This is a genomic window from Pediococcus acidilactici DSM 20284 (assembly GCF_000146325.1).
GTDB classification, from domain to species: domain Bacteria; phylum Bacillota; class Bacilli; order Lactobacillales; family Lactobacillaceae; genus Pediococcus; species Pediococcus acidilactici.
On the sequence record NZ_GL397067.1, the window covers coordinates 1328762 to 1350102 of the forward strand.

The window sequence follows — 21341 nt, forward strand, 5'->3', positions numbered from 1 at the left end:
CAAATTTATTTTCCTAAACAAAATTGACTAAATAATTGGTCTAGCAACTCATCTTGATAACTATCACCGGTAATTTCACCGAGTAGGTCCCAGGCCCGGGTCATATCAATTTGAACTAAATCAACGGGCATGCCTGCTTCAATCCCGTCTAGTACGGAATCTAAAGCAGTCACGGTTTGTTGTAACAACCCAATGTGCCGGGCGTTAGTAACCATTACGTTATTTGAACTATTTTCGATACTGCCCGCAAAGAATAACTTCGCAATTCGATCTTCCAAATCCTTGGTTCCCAAAGGTGCTACCGCCGAAGACTTGATGATTTCTGCTTCGCTAGCATATTTCTGAAGTTCATTTAAGTTAATTTTAGTTGGTAAATCAGTCTTATTTAAAACTACAATCCGCTGCATGTTTGCAGTTTGATCAAGTAACTGCCGATCTTCATCGCGCAATGGTACGCTACTATCTAACACCAAAATTACTAGGTCTGCCTGTTGTAAGGCTTTCCGGCTACGATCAACCCCGATTTTTTCGACCTTGTCTTCAGTTTCATGAATTCCAGCTGTATCAACTAACTTAAGGGGAACCCCTTGAACATTCACGTATTCTTCAATTACGTCCCGGGTAGTTCCGGCCACGTCGGTAACGATTGCCTTATCTTCATGCAAGAGGTGGTTCAATATACTTGATTTACCCACGTTAGGATGGCCAATGATTGCCGTTGCTAAACCATCACGCAACACCTTACCTTGCTTAGCCGTTGCTAAAAGCTGGTTGACCTTGGCTTTAACTTCAATCGCCTTTTCTTTTAACAATCGCGTGGTCATCGTTTCAACATCATCGTATTCAGGATAATCAATATTAACTTCAACTTGAGCTAAAACATCTAAAATGTCTTGCCGCAAATTTTTAATTAAATGGGAAAGATTTCCGTCGAGTTGGTCTAAAGCCACCTTCATCGACTGATCGGTTTTAGCACGAATTAAATCCATAACCGCTTCTGCTTGGGACAGGTCAATTCGTCCGTTTAAAAAGGCCCGTTCGGTAAATTCGCCCGGTTTAGCCAATCGGGCATCTAATCCAAGAATTAATTGTAAAATACGGTTCGTTGCCACAATCCCGCCGTGACAATTAATTTCGACTACGTCCTCTTTGGTATAGGTGTGTGGAGCACGCATTACCGAAACCATAACTTCGTCAATTTCTTCGTCAGTAGCGGGATCCACAACGTGCCCGTAGTTAATCGTATGACTAGCTACTTTGGCGAGGTCCTTGCCCCGGTAAATTTGACTAGCCACTTTTAACGCGTTAACTCCGCTAATCCGAATGATCGAAATCCCGCCTTCCCCAGGAGGCGTCGAAATTGCCGCAATTGTATCAAATTCCGTTGAAACACTTGGCATCGCTAATATCGTCCTTTCTATTTCCAATAAAAAAAGCGCAATTCCACCTAAATAAATAATCGTCAATAGACGACGTCAGATGGACAAAGCACTTTCACTACTTCATCATATTCAATTCATACGCATATATCATAAAAGTTTCGTTTTTGTTTGTCAATTACTTTATTTTACGCTTGCTAATAAAAAACGCCAACTCACCGACACCGGTAAATTGACGTTCAACTCAGCTTTTGTAACTACAATTGAAGTTCACGAACTATTTCCGTTTACTCTTCATTGCCTTACGTTTAGCCTTTTCAATTGCTTTTCGTTTTGCTTTTTCGGCTTGTAACTTAGCTTGCCGTTCTTTTTGAATCTTAAATGGATTTTGAATTACCAACGTTTGCCCCACTTGGAAGAGGTTCGTAACTACCCAGTACAATGTAATCGCAGCTGGGAAGTTTAGTGCCGTAATCAAAATAATCAATGGCATCCCAAAGGTCATTGCCGAAGTCATTCCATTTTGTGCGCCCGCTGGTTGGGCCTTCATTGAAAGCCAGGTACTTAAGAAGGTAAAGATCGCCGCCAAAATTGGCAAGATATAGTAAGGATCCTTATCGTTAAGTTGCAACCATAGGAAGGTTCCTTCTTTTAATACCTGTGTTCGGCTTACCGCCGCGTACAAAGCGTACATTACGGGCAACTGAATGATTAATGGCAAACACCCCGCCATTGGGTTAACGCCTGCTTCAGCATAGAGTTTTTGTTGTTCTTCACGAAGCTTTTGTTGGGTTTCAACATCGCGTGAAGAGTACTTCTGTTGAAGCTCTTTTAACTTGGGTTGAAGTTCAGCCGTCTTCATTGAAGTCTTCGTTTGGTAAATCATCAGCGGTAAAATGATGATCCGGATTAAGACGGTGAACACGATGATTCCCCAACCATAGTTATTTCCGCAAATTTTCGAAAGATAAATGATAAATTTCGAAAAATTGTAAACAATTACGCCGTCCCAAAAACCGGTACTGTGACTGGTAATTGGTGCGGTGCTACATGCCGTTAATATGAAAGAGAGCGCTACCACACTCAGCAAAGCCAAATTTCGTTTTAAATGTTTCACTATTCTTCCTCACTTTGTTTCGAAGCAAACAGCCCAGCTAATTTAAAAACGTGTTCCAACTGGCGTTTAACTTCTTTCATTGGTAAACCTGAAGCTTGTGGGCGAGCAATTACTAAAAAATCAACGTCCGAACGCAAAAGGGGCTTGAATTCCAAGATACTTTGCCGAATTCGGCGCTTCATATAATTACGCATTACCGCATTACCGATTTTTTTACCTACGGAAATCCCCACCCGAAAATGTGGTTGCCCAGGTTTGTCCATTACGTAAACAACGAACTTCTTATTTGCAAATGAATTTCGGGTTTCAAAAACTTCTTGAAACTCTTTTTCTTTCTTTATTCGATATGACTTTCGCATAATTCCTCACCACAATCTCATTCACTATCACATATTATATGTAAAAACCGTTAGCTTGTCTCTAGAAAATAAAAATAAAAGACCACTGGGATCAGTGGCCTTATTATGCAGATAATACTTTTCTACCTTTTTGACGCCGACGTGCTAAAACTTTACGGCCGTTGCTCGTGCTCATGCGTTTGCGGAAGCCGTGAACGCGTTGACGATGACGTTTCTTTGGTTGATATGTTCGTTTCATTATGGTCCACCTCCTGAACGAAAATACACATACTGAATTTTTATATCTTAAGTTGATTCTCGATAAATCAGTTTATGTCCTTTAAAACAATTACCTTAACATAATAGCACATTTGCCATAGAAAGCAAACCACCAAATAAAACCTAACGGAAAAAAATTATCCACAAACAGAGCGTTAGTTTGTCGATTAAATTGTGGATAACCATTTTAGTTATTTTCGATTTTACACAGGCTTTTTCGCAGCGATTTTCACAAATCACAACCTGTTTATAGAGTTATCCACAGCCTTGTGGAAATCTGTGGATATGTCCAATTAACGCCGTTATTACAGCATCTTTTATCCACAAGTTGGTGTTCACAACTCTACTTTTGGTTTTAAGAATGCGTCATTTCCCCAGCCTGTGGAAAACCCAACTCACAGCCTGTTATTTTACACCATTTAGTTTTCCACACCCCTGTGGAAAACCGATTTTTTTTATGATAAACTGAATGAGCTAAAAATTTTGGAGGAATAAAAAGTGCCTAACTATATTGACCTTTGGAACCATATCAAAAATAGTTTCGAAAATGATGACTCAATGTCGAAAGCTAGTTTTGGTGCTTGGGTGGACACGGCCGAACCAATTTCATTAGATAACCACGTAATGAAAATTAAGGTTCTATCTAATTTGCATCGTGACTACTGGACGAAACATTTAATGGAAAAATTTGTCGAATACGCCTACCAGTTCACGGATCAGGACATTACGCCCGAATTCGTGACGGAAGACGAGTTTAAAGCTCAACAGGCGCAAAAGCCCCAGAGCACTGACAAATCTTCGTCCTTCTCCACCGAAGACACCCAGCTTAATAGTCGTTACACTTTCGATACCTTTGTTATCGGAAGTGGTAACCAGATGGCGCACGCAGCTGCAATGGCGGTTTCCGACGAACCCGGCGTTCTTTACAACCCGCTCTTCTTCTACGGGGGCGTGGGGCTTGGAAAAACCCATTTAATGCACGCGATTGGCCATCAGCTTTTAGAAAACGACCCTCAGACGCGGGTCAAGTACGTTACTAGTGAAGCCTTCACAAACGACTTCATTAATTCCATTCAGAAAAACACCACGGAAGAATTCCACGAAAAGTATCGCAACGTGGACCTTTTGTTAGTGGACGACGTACAGTTTTTCGCGGACAAGGAAGCTACTCAAGAAGAGTTCTTCCATACTTTTGAGGCGTTGTACAACGCGCAAAAACAAATTGTGCTAACGTCCGACCGGTTGCCTAACGAAATTCCTAAATTGCAAGAGCGGTTGGTTTCCCGGTTTAAATGGGGGTTGTCCGTTGACATTACGCCTCCGGATCTCGAAACCCGGATCGCTATTTTGCGGGAAAAGGCGCAGGCTGACAACGTGGAAATTCCAGATGAGACTCTGGACTTCATCGCTAACCGGATTGATTCCAACATTCGGGAATTGGAAGGGGCAATGGCGCGCATTCAAGCTTACGCCCAATTGCAAAATGCCGCGATTACTACCGATTTGGCAGCTGACGCGCTGCGGAGCTTGAACTTTGGCAGCAACCTTAGTCACGTCACCATCCCCATCATTCAGGATAAGGTGGCTAAGTACTTCCACGTTTCGGTTGCTGATTTAAAAGGGAAGAAGCGTTTGAAATCAATCGTTATTCCCCGGCAAATCGCGATGTACCTTTCGCGAGAGCTGACCGATAACTCGTTGCCTAAGATTGGAACTGAATTTGGTGGCAAGGACCACACCACCGTCATCCATTCTTGCGACAAAATTAAAGCGGCCTTGGAAACTAACAGTGATTTAGCTCGTCAAATTGACGATTTAAAGAGCGAGTTAAAACCGTAAATTGTGGATAAGTGTGGATAACTCAAAAAGTTTTCCACAAGTACTCCACAGTAAGATTTGGATTTCTCCCGCTTCGTTTTGAGTTATCCACAGTGCTAACAGCCCTTATTACTATTACTATTTTTTTAGTATTAATTAATATATACATGCCACGTGTAAAAAGGAGTTTTAAAACATGAAATTTACCATCGCACGAAATACGTTCATTAAAAAATTAAACGCAGTTCAACGCGCAATTTCTTCAAAAACCACGATTCCAATTTTGACCGGTTTGAAAATTAAAGCCGAAGCAGACCAACTAGTGTTAACGGGTAGCAATACGGATATTTCGATTGAAACAACCATTTCCGTTAACGATCCGGATGCGGAATTAGACATCGAACAAACGGGTGACATTGTGTTAACTGCCCGGTTCTTCAGTGACATCGTTAAAAAATTACCGGACAACAAAATGTTAGTTGAGGTTTCGGACGGGTTCCAAACCACGATTACTTCGGGAGCATCCGAATTTAAAATTAACGGTTTAGATGCCAACAACTTCCCACATTTACCAGAAGTGGACAGTCAAACCACGATTACGTTACAAGCCGATGTATTTAGCGAAATGATCAATGAAACGGTTATTGCGGTTTCCAACCAAGAAAGTCGGCCAATTTTGACCGGAATTCATTTCACGATTGAAAACAATAAGTTAACTGCGGTCGCTACGGATAGTCACCGCCTTAGCCAGCGGATCATCAACTTACCCGAAGCCGTAAAAATGCCGGAAGACATTATCATCCCCGGAAAGAGTTTGTTAGAACTTTCACGGATGTTAGACGAAGAAATTGACACGATTACGTTGCAAATTTCAGAAAATCAAGCTTTGTTTACGTTTGATGAAACCTTGTTCTACACGCGTTTATTAGAAGGATTGTACCCAGATACTTCCCGGTTAATTCCAAAAGAAAGTACGACGGCGATGGAATTTGAAGCACCCGAACTTTTAGCTTCAATCGAACGGGCTTCGTTACTTTCTCATGCTGGACGCAATAACGTGGTTAAATTAACCATCAATGCGGCCGCAAAGAAAGCGATTATTACGGGGGATTCTCCCGAAGTCGGAAACGTTGAAGAGGTAGTGGTTACTAAGGATATCCAAGGTGAGGATTTGGAAATTTCATTTAACCCCGATTACTTGAAAGATGCGCTACGCTCATTCGGACATACGGCAATTAAAATGGAATTCACTTCACCATTGCGACCATTTACGTTGGTCCCAACGGAAGATCAAGAAAACTTTATTCAATTAATTACGCCAGTACGGACTTTTTAGGGATTAAAAAAGTAACCTAACGCTCTGTATGGTAAAAAAATTAAAAAAAACAGGTTCGGCAGCTAAGGCTCCGGACCTGTTTTTTTGTGGGATAAATTCTAATTGGGGGATCAATAATTAAAAGCAACGCGGAGGAGTTATTATTTTATGGTCGTTTTATTGAAACGAAGCGCCCGGATTAAGCCCGCGCGCTTTCCTGCAATGAAGGCGAAACGTGCGCCCAGCCCCAGTTTCTTCCGGTTAACCACGGATTAGCCTCAACCTCCTAACCCGTGGTTAAGACTAATCCTCAGTTAATCCTTGTGCTCCGCTGCATCATGGTCGAAACGTGCATTGAAACCCAGTCTTCTGCGGCTAACCAAGCTAAGGGCTCAATCACCAAATTCGTGATTAAGCCCTTAACTCAGTTAGTCCTCAAAGCCTACCCAGGTTTCAATGCACTCTTTTATAATCCCCCTCATTTTAATTTTAAGAAAAATTACCCTTCTTAAGGCAAAAATGATTCAAAGGGGGTAAATTCGCTGAAAAGCCTTTTGAGCGCCTGATTCGATTGTTTTTTGTCCAAAATAAGGGTATAATATATAAGAAGATATGTGGGGTGATGTCATGCAAAAAGAAATTGAAATCAATACACCGTTCATTACGCTAGGCCAGCTTTTAAAAGAAGAGGGCATTATCGGAACCGGTGGACAAGCAAAGTGGTATTTACGAGAACACACTGTTTTAGTTAACGAAGAACCAGACGATCGGCGGGGACGGAAACTCTACGCTAATGATGTCATCGAAGTTCCTGACGAAGGTTCCTTCAAGATTACGACGAAATCTGGGAAGTAAATGTATTTAAAAACACTTGAGTTGCATAATTTTCGGAATTATGCGGACCTTAGCGTGGAATTCGGTTCGGGGATCAACGTTTTGCTAGGCGAAAATGCCCAAGGCAAAACCAATCTTTTAGAATCGATTTATTTTTTAGCGTTAACACGCAGTCACCGAACCAGCAACGATCGCGACTTAATTGGCTGGAAAGCTAAGGAAGCCCGGGTATTGGGGACCATTCAAAAAGAACATACGCAAACCCCGGTGGAAATCGACATTTCTTCTAAGGGGAAAAATGCCAAAGTTAATCATATTGAGCAAGGCCGGTTATCACAGTATGTTGGCCAACTCAATGTGATTTTGTTTGCTCCAGAGGACCTTTCGATTGTAAAAGGTTCCCCAGCAGTTCGCCGACGGTTTATTGATATGGAATTTGGGCAGATGAGTTCTAAATACCTGTACAATTCTGCGCAATACCGCTCGGTGCTCAAGCAGCGTAACCAGTATCTTAAGCAGCTGCAAATCGATCCTAAGGGAGACCAAGTTTATCTGGACGTTTTGAGTGATCAGCTAGCGGCATATGGCGCCGAAATCATTTTTCAACGGATTCAGTTTTTAAAAAAGCTGGAAGAGTGGTCGCAAGCCGTACACGAAGAAATCTCGCAAGGTTTGGAAAAATTAACGTTTCAATACGTGTCTCCGCTCAAAAAGGATGAGACTACGTCGACCGAAACCATCTATACAGCGCTCCAGGAGCTGTTGAAAAAGCATCGTCAACGAGAGTTACAACAGGGCAAAACTTTGGTGGGACCGCATTTAGACGACGTTAAGTTTATCGTCAACGGAAAAAATGTCTCCACCTTTGGCTCCCAAGGACAACAACGCACCACGGCGTTAAGCGTGAAGCTTGCGGAAATTGACTTGATGAAAGAAGAAACTGGAGAGTATCCGGTTCTGTTACTCGACGACGTGCTTTCCGAATTAGATGATAGTCGGCAAACGCACCTGTTGACCGCGATTCAAAATAAGGTCCAGACCTTTATCACGACCACTAGTTTAAGTGGCGTGGCGCAACAATTAATCAACGAACCCCACGTCTTTAACATTGACCACGGAGTTTTAACGCAAAACGAGGAGGAATAGCTTTTGGCAGACGAAAAAGAGACGAAAGCAGAATTAGCCAAAGAATACGATGCGAGTCAAATTCAGGTCTTAGAGGGCCTGGAAGCAGTTCGTAAACGACCAGGGATGTACATTGGTTCAACCAGTTCCCAAGGTCTTCATCACTTGGTTTGGGAAATTATCGATAACGGGATTGATGAAGCCTTAGCCGGATTTGCAAATAAGATCGACGTGGTCGTGGAAAAAGATAACAGCATTACCGTTAGTGATAACGGACGGGGTATTCCAGTAGACATTCAAAAGAAGACCGGAAAACCCGCGCTGGAAACTGTTTATACCGTTTTACATGCCGGTGGTAAATTTGGCGGCGGCGGTTACAAGGTTTCCGGAGGACTCCACGGGGTGGGGGCTTCAGTTGTTAATGCCTTGTCGACCGAATTAGACGCACGTGTTATGCGCGATGGTAAGATTTACTATATTGACTTTGAACAAGGAAAAGTAAAAACCCCAATGAAGGTTCTCGGGCCTACCAAGAATCCTGACGATCACGGAACCATCGTGCACTTTGTTCCGGATCCAGACATTTTCCAAGAAACTACGGTCTTTGATATCAACATCCTCCGGACCCGGATTCGCGAGTTAGCCTTCTTGAACAAGGGCTTGCGGATTACCCTCCGGGATATGCGACCAGAAAATCCTACCGAAGACGACTTCTTGTACGAAGGCGGAATTCGGCATTATGTAGAATACTTGAACAAAGGCAAAGAAGTGATCTTCCCTGAACCAATTTACGTGGAAGGCATCACTAAGGGAATCACGGTTGAAGTTGCGATGCAATACATTGAAGGTTACCAAAGCAAGTTGTTGACCTTCACTAACAACATTCACACCTACGAAGGAGGAACCCACGAAGAAGGGTTTAAACGGGCGTTAACGCGGGTAATTAATGATTACGCGAAAAATAACGGAATTTTGAAAGAAAACGACGACAAACTTTCTGGGGATGATGTGCGCGAAGGTTTAACGGCAGTAGTTAGCGTTAAGCATCCGGATCCCCAATTTGAAGGGCAAACCAAGACCAAATTAGGGAACTCCGATGCTCGGACCGCGGTTAACGAAGTGTTTGCGGAAACTTTCAGCAAGTTCTTATTGGAAAATCCAAAAGTTGCTCGGCAGATTGTGGATAAGGGTACGCTAGCTGCTAAGGCACGGATTGCTGCTAAGCGTGCGCGGGAAGTTACGCGGAAGAAGAGCGGGTTGGAATTAAACAACCTGCCTGGTAAATTAGCCGACAATACCTCTAAGGATCCTGAAATTAGTGAATTGTTTATCGTCGAAGGGGACTCGGCCGGTGGTAGCGCGAAAGCCGGTCGTTCACGCCTCACGCAAGCAATTTTACCGATTCGCGGGAAGATTTTGAACGTTGAAAAAGCAACGTTGGACCGGGTGTTGGCTAACGAAGAAATTCGGTCGCTATTTACTGCTTTGGGAACTGGCTTTGGGGAAGATTTTGACGTAACCAAGGCTAACTACCATAAGTTAATCATCATGACCGATGCCGATGTCGACGGAGCCCACATTCGGACCTTGCTCTTAACGTTGTTCTACCGCTACATGCGGCCAATGATCGATGCAGGCTACGTTTACATCGCTCAGCCGCCTCTGTACCAAGTTCGGCAAGGTAAGATGATCAAGTACATCGATTCCGACGAAGAATTAGAAGCAGTGCTCGGTCAGCTTTCACCATCGCCAAAACCAGTTATCCAACGGTACAAGGGGCTTGGTGAAATGGATGCTGAACAGCTCTGGGAAACGACCATGAATCCGGAAAACCGGCGCTTATTGCGGGTTTCAGCTGATGATTTGGACGCTGCCAACGGGGACTTTGAAATGCTGATGGGTGACAAAGTCGAACCCCGGCGCAAATTCATTGAAGACAACGCGGTCTTCGTTGAAAACTTGGATATTTAAACTTAAATAATTTAAAACAGCCCAGAAAATTAAGGGGGAAAATGAATTGCCAGAAGATATGTCAGGACGCATTACGGACGTTAACTTAAGCAACCAAATGCGCACATCATTCTTGGACTATGCCATGAGTGTTATCGTTGCGCGGGCCTTACCTGACGTGCGTGATGGTTTGAAACCCGTTCATCGCCGGATTTTATACGGGATGAACGAGTTGGGGGTTACCCCCGAAAAACCATATAAGAAATCGGCCAGAATCGTTGGGGACGTAATGGGAAAGTACCATCCCCACGGTGATTCAGCGATTTACGAATCCATGGTTCGGATGGCACAAGACTTTAGTTACCGCTACATGTTGGTTGATGGGCACGGTAACTTTGGTTCGGTCGACGGCGACGGTGCCGCAGCGATGCGGTATACCGAAGCTCGGATGAGTAAGATTACTTTGGAAATGTTGCGGGATATCAACAAGAATACCGTTGATTTCCAAGAAAACTACGATGGTACCGAACGCGAACCGTCCGTTTTACCGTCCCGTTTCCCAAACCTCTTGGTTAACGGAGCGACCGGGATCGCGGTGGGGATGACCACTAACATTCCGCCGCACAACCTTTCTGAGGTAATCGCTGCGATTCATATTTTGATGAACAACGAAGATGCTACGACGGCCGATCTTATGGAAGCTTTACCGGGACCTGATTTCCCAACTGGCGGAATTGTCATGGGTAAATCCGGAATTCGCAAAGCTTACGAAACTGGTCGCGGAACGATCATTTTGCGCGCAAAAGTGGACATTGAAACTGAAAAGAATGGTCGCGAACGGATTGTAGCTACGGAATTGCCATACATGGTCAACAAGGCGAAGTTGATTGAACGAATCGCTGAGTTAGCTCGTGATAAGCGGATCGAAGGAATTACGGACGTTAATGACGAGTCTGACCGGGATGGTTTGCGGGTGGTTATCGACGTCCGGCGTGACGTCAGCGCTTCAGTAGTGTTGAACAACCTTTACAAGATGACCTTGATGCAAACGACCTTCGGATTCAACATGTTAGCCATCGTTAACGGTGCGCCAAAGGTATTGAGCCTCAAGCAAATCTTGCAATACTACTTGCAACACCAAGAAGAAGTGGTTCGTCGGCGGACTGAATTCGACTTGAAGAAGGCCGAAGCGCGGGCACACATTTTAGAAGGTTTGCGGATTGCGCTGGATCACATCGACGAAATCATCGCCATTATCCGCGGATCCCAAACGGCTGAAGTGGCTAAAGACCAGTTGATGAACAACTACTCGCTTTCCAGTAAACAAGCACAAGCCATCCTGGACATGCGGTTGGTGCGCTTGACCGGATTGGAACGGGAAAAGGTTGAAGACGAGTATCGGAAAGTTATGGCAGCCATTGCCGACTACCGTGATATCTTGGCTCATACCGAACGGATCCACGAAATCATTTATAACGAATTGCTTGAAATTCAAGAAAAATTCGGGGATGAACGGCGTACGGAACTGATGGTCGGTGAAGTCCTCAGCCTTGAAGACGAAGACTTGATCGAAGAAGAAGACGTCATGGTTACTTTGACCCATAACGGCTACATCAAGCGGATGCCAACTTCCGAATTTAAGACCCAAAATCGGGGTGGTCGGGGAATTCAAGGAATGGGCGTTCACGAAGACGACTTCATCGAACACCTGGTTTCTACCTCGACTCACGACGTGTTACTCTTCTTTACGAATGCCGGAAAAGTTTACCGGATGAAGGGTTACGAAATTCCTGAATATAGCCGTACCGCAAAGGGAATTCCGGTAATTAACTTGTTGGGAATCGACAGTGGGGAAAGCATCCAAGCAGTAATTAACATCGGCCGTGGTAACGGGGATGAAGATAACGAACATCGTTACCTCTTCTTCACCACTTTACAAGGGGTGGCAAAACGGACGCCGGTTGCGGAATTTATGAACATCCGCAGCAACGGACTTAAAGCCATTAACCTCAAGGATGGCGACGAAGTAATTAACGTGGTAATTACTGACGGACACCAAAATATCATTATCGGTACCCACAACGGTTACGCAATTAGCTTTAAGGAAGGCGAAGTGCGTTCAATGGGTCGCTCGGCAACTGGGGTTCGCGGAATTCGGTTACGGGAGAATGATTACGTAGTTGGTTCTGCGGTGCTTGCTCCCGAAAGCAAGGTAATGGTCATTACTGAAAAGGGTTATGGTAAGCAAACGCCTGCCGAAGAATACCCAATTAAAGGCCGTGGCGGTAAGGGAATCAAGACTGCCAACATCACCGAAAAGAACGGTCCGTTGGCTGGCTTAGTCACCGTAGAAGGTAACGAAGACGTTATGTTAATTACCGACCGCGGAGTGATGATCCGGTTTAACGTGGATAATGTTTCGACAACCGGTCGATCCACCCTTGGAGTGCACGTGATTAAGACGGATGAAAATTCTAAGGTAGCTACGATGGCGATTGTTGAAGAGGAAAAGGACGACGAATCCGAAGACTCTGCCGACACTAGCACCGCTACCCATGAAGCTCCATCGGCTTCCACAGAAACTCAATCTGAAGAATAAAAAATAAAAGCCTGATTTTCGAAGTACTTTATAAGTGTATATCGTTGATCAGGCTTTTTGTTATTGCGTCTAACTACGTTGAATGTTATAATCTTTATTTGTGAGTTGCCAGCGTTTTTTGGCAGACTCTCCTTGCTTTCTACAGTTGATAGAAGGCCATAAGTCCAAGAGGAGGTGTATATCAAATGGAAAAAAATTACGAAATCACATACATCATTGCTCCAAACCTTGACGATGCAGCTAAGACAGCTTTAGTTGAACGTTTCGACAAGATTTTGACTGACAATGGTGCTGAAATCGTTGATTCAAAAGACTGGTCAAAACGTCGTTTCGCATACGAAATTGGTGGTTTTAACGAAGGTATCTACCACGTAGTTAACATCAAAGCTAGCGATGACAAGGCGTTGAACGAATTCGACCGTCTTTCAAAGATTGCTGACGGAATTCTTCGTCACATGATCGTTGTACGTTAATAATAATCGTTAAAAATTAAGGAAGGAGTGGATATTATGATTAATCGTGCCGTACTAGTTGGACGTTTAACAAGAGATCCTGAACTACGATATACAAGTAGTGGCGCTGCCGTAGTTAGTTTTACCGTGGCGGTTAACCGTCAGTTTACTAACTCACAGGGTGAACGCGAAGCGGATTTCATCAACTGTGTAATGTGGCGGAAAGCGGCGGAAAACTTCGCCAACTTCACGCGCAAGGGCTCTCTAGTAGGTATCGACGGTCGGATCCAAACCCGTTCGTACGAAAACCAACAAGGACAACGAGTATACGTTACCGAAGTTGTTGCGGATAACTTCTCACTTCTTGAATCCCGTTCGGCTTCCGAACGCCGTCAAGAAAATGAAGGCTTCAACAACGGTCAATCTGCCCCTTCACAATCATCTGCTGGAAATCCTTTTGACAGTGGTCAAGCGAATAACAATGGTGCTGCATCGCAGCCTAACAATTCGAACCCGAACGATCCGTTTGCAAATGGCGGACAGTCAATTGATATTTCTGACGATGATTTACCGTTCTAAAATCAAATTATAGAGGAGGGCAATCACTAATGGCATATCAAAAACGTGGCGGCCGTCGTCGTCGTAAAGTCGACTACATTGCTGCAAACCACATTGAATACATCGATTACAAAGATACTGAATTGTTAAAACGATTCATCTCAGAACGCGGTAAGATTTTACCTCGTCGGGTTAGTGGAACAAGTGCTAAGAACCAACGCCGTTTGACAATCGCAATCAAGCGCGCACGGATCATGGGCTTGCTACCATTCGTTGCTGAAGACTAAGCTTCGGTAAAGTAATCAAAGTAAGCGAACATAGAGACTAGAAAAACGAATTAGTTTTTCTGGTCTCTTTTTCTTGTGGCTGAGCTAAGCGCAAACCGCTAAATATAGGGGATTTTTTGACGACGAACTTTCCAATCTAAACGGCTGTTTTATGTCAAGCCAAGTATGGTAAAATCAAAGATAGTTAGACACATTTTTTTAGGAGAAGTGTTATGAAATTAGTCGATCGTCTACCAGCGTTTATCCGTAATCCGCGAGTAGGAATCGTTGCTGTGGTAATTACGGTGCTTTCGTTGATTGGACTGGGATTAGCGTTTTATATTAATCCGGTTATTGGCGTGATAATGTTAGGCTTGGTTATCGTGACGGGGGTTTTCAGCGTACGGACGTTGAATTTAATTAGTGACGAAACCAGTAAATACATTGCAGAGCTATCTTTTCGGGTTGATCAAGCTGAAGAAGATGCAATGCTATCCATGCCGATCGGAATTTTAATCTATAGTGATCAAAAACGGGTCGAGTGGGTCAATCCCAAGTTGCAACATTACTTTGGTGATCAAAAGGTACTTGGGCATTTGCTGACCGAAGTTGACGAAGACTTGGCGGAAGTCATTGACCGGCATCAAGACCAAGAAGGGCTTAACCGGGTCGAATGGAAGGACCGGACTTTTGACGTACTGGTGCAAAAAGATGAGCGAGTGGCGTACTTTGTGGACGTTACTAACTACGCACAAATGGAAAATCGTTTTGAAAATCGCCAGGTGGTAATTGGACAAATTTTCATCGATAATTATGATGAAATCACCCAAGCCATGACGGACTCGGACGTTTCCAACTTGAATAACTTCGTCACCAACCAGATTTCTAGTTGGGCGCAGTCGTTTGGAATTTACCTGCGGCGCGTGGATGACGACCACTTTTTTGTAATTATGTATAACGAAACCTTACAAAAGGTTGAAGAAGATAGTTTCAAACTGTTGGATACGATCCGAGAAGCCACTTCGAAGCAAAATTCACCGGTTACCTTGAGTATCGGGATTGCTTACGGGGATGACAACCTTAATAAACTGGCTGACGTGTCACAAAGCAATCTGGACCTTGCTTTAGGGCGGGGCGGTGACCAAGTAGTGGTCAAGGCTGAAGATGAACCTGCGCGTTTCTACGGGGGAAAGACGAACCCGATGGAAAAACGAACCCGGGTACGGGCGCGGATGATTGGACAAGCCATCCAAGAATTAATGAATCAAGCCGACCAAGTCTTTGTTATGGGACATACTCGAACTGACCTTGATTCGTTAGGTTCGGCGCTGGGAATTCGGCGGATTGCCCAGATGAACAAAAAGGAAGCTTGGATTGTTCTTGATCAAGAAGGCGTCCATTCCGATGTGAAACGGTTGATCGATAAGTTAGACGAACACGAAGACATTCGGGATTCAATTATTGACGCCGACCAAGCTTTGGAATTGGCTAATAGTCAGAGTTTACTGGTGATGGTCGACCATTCGAAACCATCGATGACTACTTCAAAGGAGCTATTCGAGAAGTTAAGCGACCGGACGATTATCATTGACCACCATCGCCGCGGTACCGAATTTCCGGAAAACCCCGTACTGGTGTACATCGAGCCTTACGCATCTTCAACGGGTGAGCTGATTACGGAGATGTTCGAATATCAATCACATGATGGCGAACCAATCCAGCCTATCGAAGCTACCGCAATTTTGGCCGGAATCGAAGTGGATACGAAGTCGTTTACCGAACGGACCGGAACCCGGACGTTTGACGCGGCAAGTTACCTACGTTCGGTAGGGGCCGATGAAGACTTGATTCGGTACTTGCTGAAGGAAAACGTGGAAAGCTATATGCAACGCAACCACCTGATCGACACGGTCCAATTTGTCGACGTGAAGTACGCGATTTGTGTTGGGGAAGAGGATCGGGAATACGATCCAGTTATTGCAGCCCAAGCGGCTGATTCCCTCCTAAACATTTCGGGCGTGGAGGCTTCATTTGTCATTACCCGACGATCTGATGATGTCGTGGGAATTTCAGCGCGCAGTGCCGGTACGGAAAACGTCCAAATTATCATGGAAGAACTGGGCGGTGGCGGTCATTTAGCGATGGCAGCGACCCAAATGAAGGACGTTACGGTAGCCGACGCGAAGGATCAACTAATTGCACTTTTGCAAAAAGATGAAGAAGAGGAGTGATTCTGATGAAAGTTATTTTTATGGAAGACGTAAAGGGTAAGGGTAAACGCGGAGAGGTTAAAAACGTTCCCGACGGATACGCGCAAAACTTCTTAATCAAAAATGGTAAAGCGAAGGCGGCTACTAAAGCGGCCATGAGCGAATTAAAGGGACAAAAAAAGGCTGAAGAAAAGCATGAAGCCGAAGTGTTAGCAGAAGCCCAAAAGTTAAAACAAGTTTTGGAAGCTGACGCAACGGTTGTGGAAATCAAGGCCAAGGCGGGTAAGGACGGCCGGTTATTCGGTTCGATTCCTAGCAAACAAATTGCCACGGCATTGGAACAACAGTTTGATATTAAGATTGATAAACGGAAAATTGAGTTGAACGAGCCAATTCGGAGCATGGGTTACACTAACGTTCCCGTTAAGCTTCACCAACAAGTTACGGCTAAAATTCGGGTACACGTTTCTGAAAAATAGGTCGCCGAAAATAGCTTTCAACTCTAGATTTTGAGCATGGGAGAGTATCATGGATAACGGGATTTTAGAAAATCAAACGCCCCCTCAAAATATTGAGGCCGAAAAGGCGGTTTTGGGAGCTGTTTTTTTAAATTCAGATGCGTTGATTGACGCAATGGAATTCGTCACGGCGGACGACTTCTACAAACACGCCCATCAAGTCATTTTTAAGACGATGGTCGAGCTAAACGATGCTGACGAAGCAATTGATGCGTTAACGGTCAATAATGCCTTAGAAGAGCACCACCAGCTTGAAGATGCGGGCGGCATTACGTACATTGCCGAACTAGCAGGTTCCGTGCCCACGGCCGCCAACGTAGGCTACTACGCGAAAATTGTGCAAGAAAAGGCACTGTTGCGAAAATTGATTAAAACGGCGACCTCGATTGCCACCATGGGCTACACCCAGGAAAATGACGTTTCGGAAATTCTTGACGAAGCCGAGCGCGAAATCATGGACGTGGCTGAAAACCGCAACCAGACTGGGTTTAAGCCCATTACGGACGTGTTGACTTCCTCAATGGAGGAAATTGACCGCCTGTACCAAAATGATGATGAAATTACAGGATTGCCGACAGGATTTAAGGAATTGGATAAAATTACGACGGGCTTGCACGCGGACGAATTAATTATTTTAGCTGCGCGTCCGGCGGTTGGTAAAACGGCCTTTGCGTTAAATATCGCGCAAAACGTGGGAACCAAAACGGATAAAGCTGTCGCAATTTTTAGTCTGGAAATGGGTGCAGAACAACTGGTCAACCGGATGTTGTGTGCCGAAGGAAGTATTGATGCAAATCATTTGAGAACCGGTCAGTTAAATGAAGAAGAGTGGCAGAATTTAGTGGTGGCAATGGGTTCGTTAGCAAAGACCAACATTTATATTGACGATACTCCCGGCATTAAGATGTCGGAAATTCGGGCGAAATGTCGGCGCTTGGCTAAGGAACAAGGAAACTTAGGGTTAGTAGTGGTTGATTACCTCCAGCTAATCGAAGGTTCCGGTGAAAACCGGCAACAAGAAGTTTCTGCAATTTCCCGTCAGCTAAAGAAACTTGCTAAGGAGTTGGGAATTCCAGTTATTGCGCTTTCCCAGCTTTCTCGGGGAGTTGAACAACGCCAAGATAAACGGCCCGTCATGTCGGATATTCGTGAATCGGGATCGATTGAACAAGATGCCGATATTGTTGCCTTCCTATATCGGGAGGACTACTACGAACGAGACGACGGGACTAATCAGCAGGATCAGGACCAAGACCCCCGCGACGAAGAAGACCAAAACGTGGGTCCGGTGGAAGTCATTATTGAAAAAAACCGGAGTGGTGCCCGAGGGACGGTCAACCTGCTGTTTATTAAGTCATACAATAAATTTTCTTCATTAGCATACATGCCCGAAGCCGGAGCGCACTAGGGCGATTAGGAGGAGACTTCTTTTCAAAGACTGGTTTCAGACCATTTCGCCTGAGTCAGTCTTTTACTTTATAAAAAAATTGGGAGGGAATTATGCGCGAATTAAAGTTAAAGTGGTTATTGTTAGGGGTTTTGATTGATAGTATTGCGATGAGCTCGGTGTGGCCCCTAACGACAATTTATATGAATCAAGAGCTTGGCCATTCCTTGGTGGCAGCCGGAGTAGTTTTGTTTTTGAATTCAGTAGCGAGTATTTTAGGATCATTTGTTGCCGGGAAACTGTACGACAAATACGATAGCTATTATTTAATTCTGGGTGGGATCGTGTTCACCTGGATTTCATTTTTCACGCTAATTTTCTTCAATGGTTGGCCCACATACCCAATTTTCCTCGTGTTAATCGGGTTTGGGACCGGTTGGATCGTTGCTTTGAATAATTCCATGGGAACCTCAATCAAGAGCAAGGACGGACGCTACGTCTTTAACATGCTATACTTCGTACAAAATTTGGGAGTAATGCTTGGAACGGCGATCGTGGGAATTCTCTTCAAACACAGCGTTGCGCCGCTTTTCACGATTGCGACGGTCATGTTTACCGTATTCTTCGTGGTGGCCTTCTTCACTTATCGAATCCCAAAGGAAGACCAATCAGTACAATCAGTGCAACAAACTCAAGACATTCAATCCAAAATGCCTAAGGTTAACTTTACGATTATTATGTCGTTTTTCGTTAGTTTGGTAATTATGTGGATCTTTTACCAACAATGGAACAGTACCGTTTCAATTTACATGTTGAAACTGCACATTCCGCTTCGTTTATACAGTTTCCTTTGGACGGTTAACGGATTATTTATTTTGATTGTGCAAGGCCTCTTAAGTTCACGAGGCGGCCGTTTGTTAAAGGACCCGTATCACCAGGTTTATCTCGGAATCGCGTTCTTTATGGCCTCTTTTGGAATTTTGGCCGTGGCACACCAGTACTACCACTTTGTAATTGCGATGATCGTTTTGACCGTGGGTGAAGCAATCGCCTTCCCATCGATCCCAGCGATTGTTAATAGCCTTTCGCCATACGACCAAAAGGGTAAATACCAAGGTTTGGCGAGTGCCTTTCCGTCAGCTGGTCGGGCAATGGGACCGTTAGTCGGTAGTATGATTATTGAGTCGACTTCCTTCGTTTTCTTGTATAGTCTCGGGTTATTTACCATTTTAGTAGTGCTGGTAGTAATCGCGTTGATTATTGAAAGTACGAAGCGAAAGGCGACCTTGTACGATAATAATCAGGAATAAGCCGAAATTTGGGCTGGCAGAAACCAGTTGGTAGTACTCACTTCCACGATGCAGGGCGGAAGTGTTCGCAATAATTAGCTGCATAATAAAAATGGTAGTTTTCAGATAATTAATGCTGAAAGCTACCATTTTTTGTTATAAGGCTACGGAAGTAATAAATAAATTGACCAGATTAGGTATATGACTATTAGAACTGCGTTAACCCCCACGGGAAAGTGGGTGAGATGGACTCAATAAAAAACGCCCTGCAACGGGCGCCTTACTTAAATCATATTATAAAAAGAACATTGCCAGCACCATTGTAATTAGCGCGGGTGCTCCCTGGATCCACAGAATCCGTTTAGCTACCGTGAGGGCGCCATAAGCAGCAATGATGAAAATGCCGGCTAGCAAGCCAATTGCCATTCCGCGAAGCAGGGTCCCTCCGGGAATGAAGATGATTAAGAATAAGGACAAGGCGACAAAGCCGTTGTAAAGTCCCTGATTGGCAAGCGCCGTTCGTAAATGAGGCCGTTCGACTTCGGCAAGCGGTAAGTTAAAACTATTCGCAATTAGCCGGTCGCTGCCTAAAAGTTCCAGTCCCATGATGCCAACGTGTTCTAATCCGATTAAAATAATTAGTACAATGGTAAATGTATGCAAAATATTCAACTCCTTGGAACTATCTTATAACGAATGGCCGCAAACGCCAAATATTTATCGCAAATGAAGTTAAATTTAAGTTATTGAAGCTAAAATTGAAGTTAAATCCTAATTATTAAGCTAGAATTGAAGTTCATTTTAAAAAATGAAGTACAAAATTACCCGCTTAATTGCGTTTTCGGGCATTTGGCGCTGGTGCAAAACGTGATTACCATATAAAATGGTAACTTAATAAGAAGGAAAACGAGGAAGCTATTTTGATCATTCTGGGAGTTTTGCTGATTGCGTGGTTAGGGGCGTTAGTTCGGACGGTGTTTGGCTTTGGGGAAGCCCTAGTATCAATGCCCTTATTGGCGTTACTGGGATACGATTTGAAAACGAGTACGGCGTTGATTGGCGCGGTAGGATTATTGGTGGCGCTACCGGCAACGATTCGGGAGTGGCACCGGATTGATTTCCGGGCCGTTCGCCGGTTAGTGACCGGCTCTTTAATCGGGGTGCCCCTGGGAATTCTCCTTGTAAAAACGTTACCGGCAAGCGTGGTGCTACATGGCTTAGGACTATTTTTGATTGTTTATGGCGGCTACAGTTTGTGGCGAAGTCATTCGGGGCGCATAGGGAAACCGCGTTTGGTAGCAAAAGGCTACGATTATTTGGCAGGAATGGTTTCGGGAGCGCTAGGGAGCGCCTATAACAGTCACGGGGTGCCGGTGGCGGTCTATGGAATGTTGAAGCAATGGCCGGCTGCCCATCTCCGAGCAATTCTCCAAGCACATTTCCTTTGCGTGGGTGTTTTAGTGGTGATTAGTCACGTTGCGGCTGGATTTTGGTCGCTTGAAGCGGTAAAAGTGCTCCTAATGGTAATCCCTGGGCTAGTTTTAACGGTTCCCTTAGGCAACTGGATTGTTGATCGAATGGCACCGGCCCGAGCAATTAAGTTTGTTTACGGGGCTTTAATTATTTTCGGGCTATTACTCATGTTGAAATAATTTTTACCGTTACAAATATTTCTAAATAATTGGTTAATATGTTTTATTTTTTACAGTATGTTACAAAATGGGCTAATTGCTTGAAAAAATTTAACGGGCTTGTTACCATAAGCGTATATTCAATGGAAGGGATGTTGATGGGATTGAAGATTACAGACTAATTTTCGAAGATTAAGAAATGACGATTTCTTTGTTTTTCGGAGTAGTCTGCGGTTTTTGATCCAGTCAGGGTGCCTATCCAAAATAAGTTATATT

Annotated in this window: 19 protein-coding genes; 14 read left to right on the top strand and 5 right to left on the bottom strand. The window is 44.2% G+C overall.

Translation table 11 applies throughout. The features are described 5' to 3' along the window. Window positions 1–5 precede the first annotated feature (5 nt). The 4 genes from mnmE to rpmH all read right to left on the bottom strand — a co-directional run bounded on the left by mnmE (window position 6) and on the right by rpmH (window position 3093). A complete protein-coding gene (gene mnmE, locus HMPREF0623_RS06490) occupies window positions 6–1400 on the bottom strand; it encodes a tRNA uridine-5-carboxymethylaminomethyl(34) synthesis GTPase MnmE (protein WP_002829332.1) in 1395 nt (464 codons plus the stop codon). A 256-nt stretch (window positions 1401–1656) separates the two neighbouring features. Further along, a complete protein-coding gene (gene yidC / locus HMPREF0623_RS06495) occupies window positions 1657–2496 on the bottom strand; it encodes a membrane protein insertase YidC (RefSeq protein WP_004166410.1) in 840 nt (279 codons plus the stop codon). Next, complete coding sequence (gene rnpA, locus HMPREF0623_RS06500; RefSeq protein WP_002829328.1) at window positions 2496–2855, bottom strand: ribonuclease P protein component; 360 nt, start codon at window positions 2853–2855, stop codon at window positions 2496–2498. Before rnpA ends, yidC begins: the two co-directional genes overlap by 1 nt. A 103-nt stretch (window positions 2856–2958) precedes the next feature. After that, complete coding sequence (gene rpmH / locus HMPREF0623_RS06505) at window positions 2959–3093, bottom strand: 50S ribosomal protein L34 (RefSeq protein ID WP_002829327.1); 135 nt, start codon at window positions 3091–3093, stop codon at window positions 2959–2961. A 518-nt stretch (window positions 3094–3611) separates the two neighbouring features. Here rpmH and dnaA point away from each other — a divergent pair. From dnaA to HMPREF0623_RS06570, 13 genes are all read left to right on the top strand, one after another. Further along, window positions 3612–4952 carry a chromosomal replication initiator protein DnaA gene (gene dnaA, locus HMPREF0623_RS06510; protein ID WP_002829324.1) on the top strand — a complete coding sequence of 447 codons (1341 nt, stop codon included), beginning with the start codon at window positions 3612–3614 and terminating at the stop codon, window positions 4950–4952. 175 nt (window positions 4953–5127) lie between these two features. Continuing rightward, window positions 5128–6267, top strand: coding sequence for a DNA polymerase III subunit beta (gene dnaN, locus HMPREF0623_RS06515; RefSeq protein ID WP_002829323.1), 1140 nt, complete (start codon window positions 5128–5130; stop codon window positions 6265–6267). 606 nt (window positions 6268–6873) lie between these two features. Next, window positions 6874–7101 (top strand): S4 domain-containing protein YaaA, encoded by a 228-nt coding sequence (gene yaaA, locus HMPREF0623_RS06520; RefSeq protein ID WP_002829322.1) that lies wholly within the window; start codon window positions 6874–6876, stop codon window positions 7099–7101. After that, window positions 7102–8226 carry a DNA replication/repair protein RecF gene (gene recF / locus HMPREF0623_RS06525; RefSeq protein WP_002830764.1) on the top strand — a complete coding sequence of 375 codons (1125 nt, stop codon included), beginning with the start codon at window positions 7102–7104 and terminating at the stop codon, window positions 8224–8226. 3 nt (window positions 8227–8229) lie between these two features. After that, window positions 8230–10176, top strand: a complete 1947-nt coding sequence (gene gyrB / locus HMPREF0623_RS06530) for a DNA topoisomerase (ATP-hydrolyzing) subunit B (RefSeq protein ID WP_002830765.1) — start codon at window positions 8230–8232, stop codon at window positions 10174–10176. A 58-nt stretch (window positions 10177–10234) separates the two neighbouring features. Next, complete coding sequence (gene gyrA, locus HMPREF0623_RS06535) at window positions 10235–12754, top strand: DNA gyrase subunit A (protein ID WP_126130526.1); 2520 nt, start codon at window positions 10235–10237, stop codon at window positions 12752–12754. Between the two features lie 185 nt (window positions 12755–12939). Next, window positions 12940–13227, top strand: a complete 288-nt coding sequence (rpsF, locus tag HMPREF0623_RS06540; RefSeq protein ID WP_002829317.1) for a 30S ribosomal protein S6 — start codon at window positions 12940–12942, stop codon at window positions 13225–13227. 36 nt (window positions 13228–13263) lie between these two features. Next, entirely contained in the window at window positions 13264–13785 is a 522-nt protein-coding gene (gene ssb, locus HMPREF0623_RS06545) for a single-stranded DNA-binding protein (protein ID WP_002829316.1), read from the top strand. Between the two features lie 29 nt (window positions 13786–13814). Further along, the gene (gene rpsR, locus HMPREF0623_RS06550) at window positions 13815–14051 is read left to right on the top strand and encodes a 30S ribosomal protein S18 (protein ID WP_002829315.1); all 237 of its coding nucleotides are present in this window, start codon (window positions 13815–13817) and stop codon (window positions 14049–14051) included. 212 nt (window positions 14052–14263) lie between these two features. Continuing rightward, window positions 14264–16261, top strand: coding sequence for a DHH family phosphoesterase (locus HMPREF0623_RS06555; protein ID WP_002830767.1), 1998 nt, complete (start codon window positions 14264–14266; stop codon window positions 16259–16261). 5 nt (window positions 16262–16266) lie between these two features. Further along, window positions 16267–16719, top strand: coding sequence for a 50S ribosomal protein L9 (gene rplI, locus HMPREF0623_RS06560; protein ID WP_002830768.1), 453 nt, complete (start codon window positions 16267–16269; stop codon window positions 16717–16719). Between the two features lie 49 nt (window positions 16720–16768). Next, window positions 16769–18166, top strand: a complete 1398-nt coding sequence (gene dnaB, locus HMPREF0623_RS06565) for a replicative DNA helicase (protein WP_002829312.1) — start codon at window positions 16769–16771, stop codon at window positions 18164–18166. Window positions 18167–18258: 92 nt separating this feature from the next. Next, window positions 18259–19455, top strand: a complete 1197-nt coding sequence (locus tag HMPREF0623_RS06570; protein WP_002829311.1) for an MDR family MFS transporter — start codon at window positions 18259–18261, stop codon at window positions 19453–19455. A 273-nt stretch (window positions 19456–19728) separates the two neighbouring features. Here the strand turns inward: HMPREF0623_RS06570 and HMPREF0623_RS06575 are convergent, their stop codons facing one another. Beyond that, window positions 19729–20097, bottom strand: coding sequence for a DUF1304 domain-containing protein (locus HMPREF0623_RS06575; RefSeq protein WP_004166413.1), 369 nt, complete (start codon window positions 20095–20097; stop codon window positions 19729–19731). A 257-nt stretch (window positions 20098–20354) separates the two neighbouring features. On the opposite strand from HMPREF0623_RS06575, the gene HMPREF0623_RS06580 reads away from it, so the two are divergent. Continuing rightward, window positions 20355–21086: a sulfite exporter TauE/SafE family protein gene (locus tag HMPREF0623_RS06580; protein ID WP_004166416.1), complete on the top strand. Its 732-nt coding sequence runs from the start codon at window positions 20355–20357 to the stop codon at window positions 21084–21086. Window positions 21087–21341: the final 255 nt, after the last annotated feature.

Bases quoted from the DNA above. Each gene is read 5' to 3' on its own strand.
- mnmE (WP_002829332.1), bottom strand. From the start codon at position 1,400: ATGCCAAGTGTTTCAACGGAATTTGATACAATTGCGGCAATTTCGACG.
- rnpA (WP_002829328.1), bottom strand. From the start codon at position 2,855: ATGCGAAAGTCATATCGAATAAAGAAAGAAAAAGAGTTTCAAGAAGTT.
- rpmH (WP_002829327.1), bottom strand. From the start codon at position 3,093: ATGAAACGAACATATCAACCAAAGAAACGTCATCGTCAACGCGTTCAC.
- dnaN (WP_002829323.1), top strand. From the start codon at position 5,128: ATGAAATTTACCATCGCACGAAATACGTTCATTAAAAAATTAAACGCA.
- yaaA (WP_002829322.1), top strand. From the start codon at position 6,874: ATGCAAAAAGAAATTGAAATCAATACACCGTTCATTACGCTAGGCCAG.
- recF (WP_002830764.1), top strand. From the start codon at position 7,102: ATGTATTTAAAAACACTTGAGTTGCATAATTTTCGGAATTATGCGGAC.
- gyrA (WP_126130526.1), top strand. From the start codon at position 10,235: ATGTCAGGACGCATTACGGACGTTAACTTAAGCAACCAAATGCGCACA.
- rpsF (WP_002829317.1), top strand. From the start codon at position 12,940: ATGGAAAAAAATTACGAAATCACATACATCATTGCTCCAAACCTTGAC.
- ssb (WP_002829316.1), top strand. From the start codon at position 13,264: ATGATTAATCGTGCCGTACTAGTTGGACGTTTAACAAGAGATCCTGAA.
- rpsR (WP_002829315.1), top strand. From the start codon at position 13,815: ATGGCATATCAAAAACGTGGCGGCCGTCGTCGTCGTAAAGTCGACTAC.
- HMPREF0623_RS06555 (WP_002830767.1), top strand. From the start codon at position 14,264: ATGAAATTAGTCGATCGTCTACCAGCGTTTATCCGTAATCCGCGAGTA.
- rplI (WP_002830768.1), top strand. From the start codon at position 16,267: ATGAAAGTTATTTTTATGGAAGACGTAAAGGGTAAGGGTAAACGCGGA.
- dnaB (WP_002829312.1), top strand. From the start codon at position 16,769: ATGGATAACGGGATTTTAGAAAATCAAACGCCCCCTCAAAATATTGAG.
- HMPREF0623_RS06570 (WP_002829311.1), top strand. From the start codon at position 18,259: ATGCGCGAATTAAAGTTAAAGTGGTTATTGTTAGGGGTTTTGATTGAT.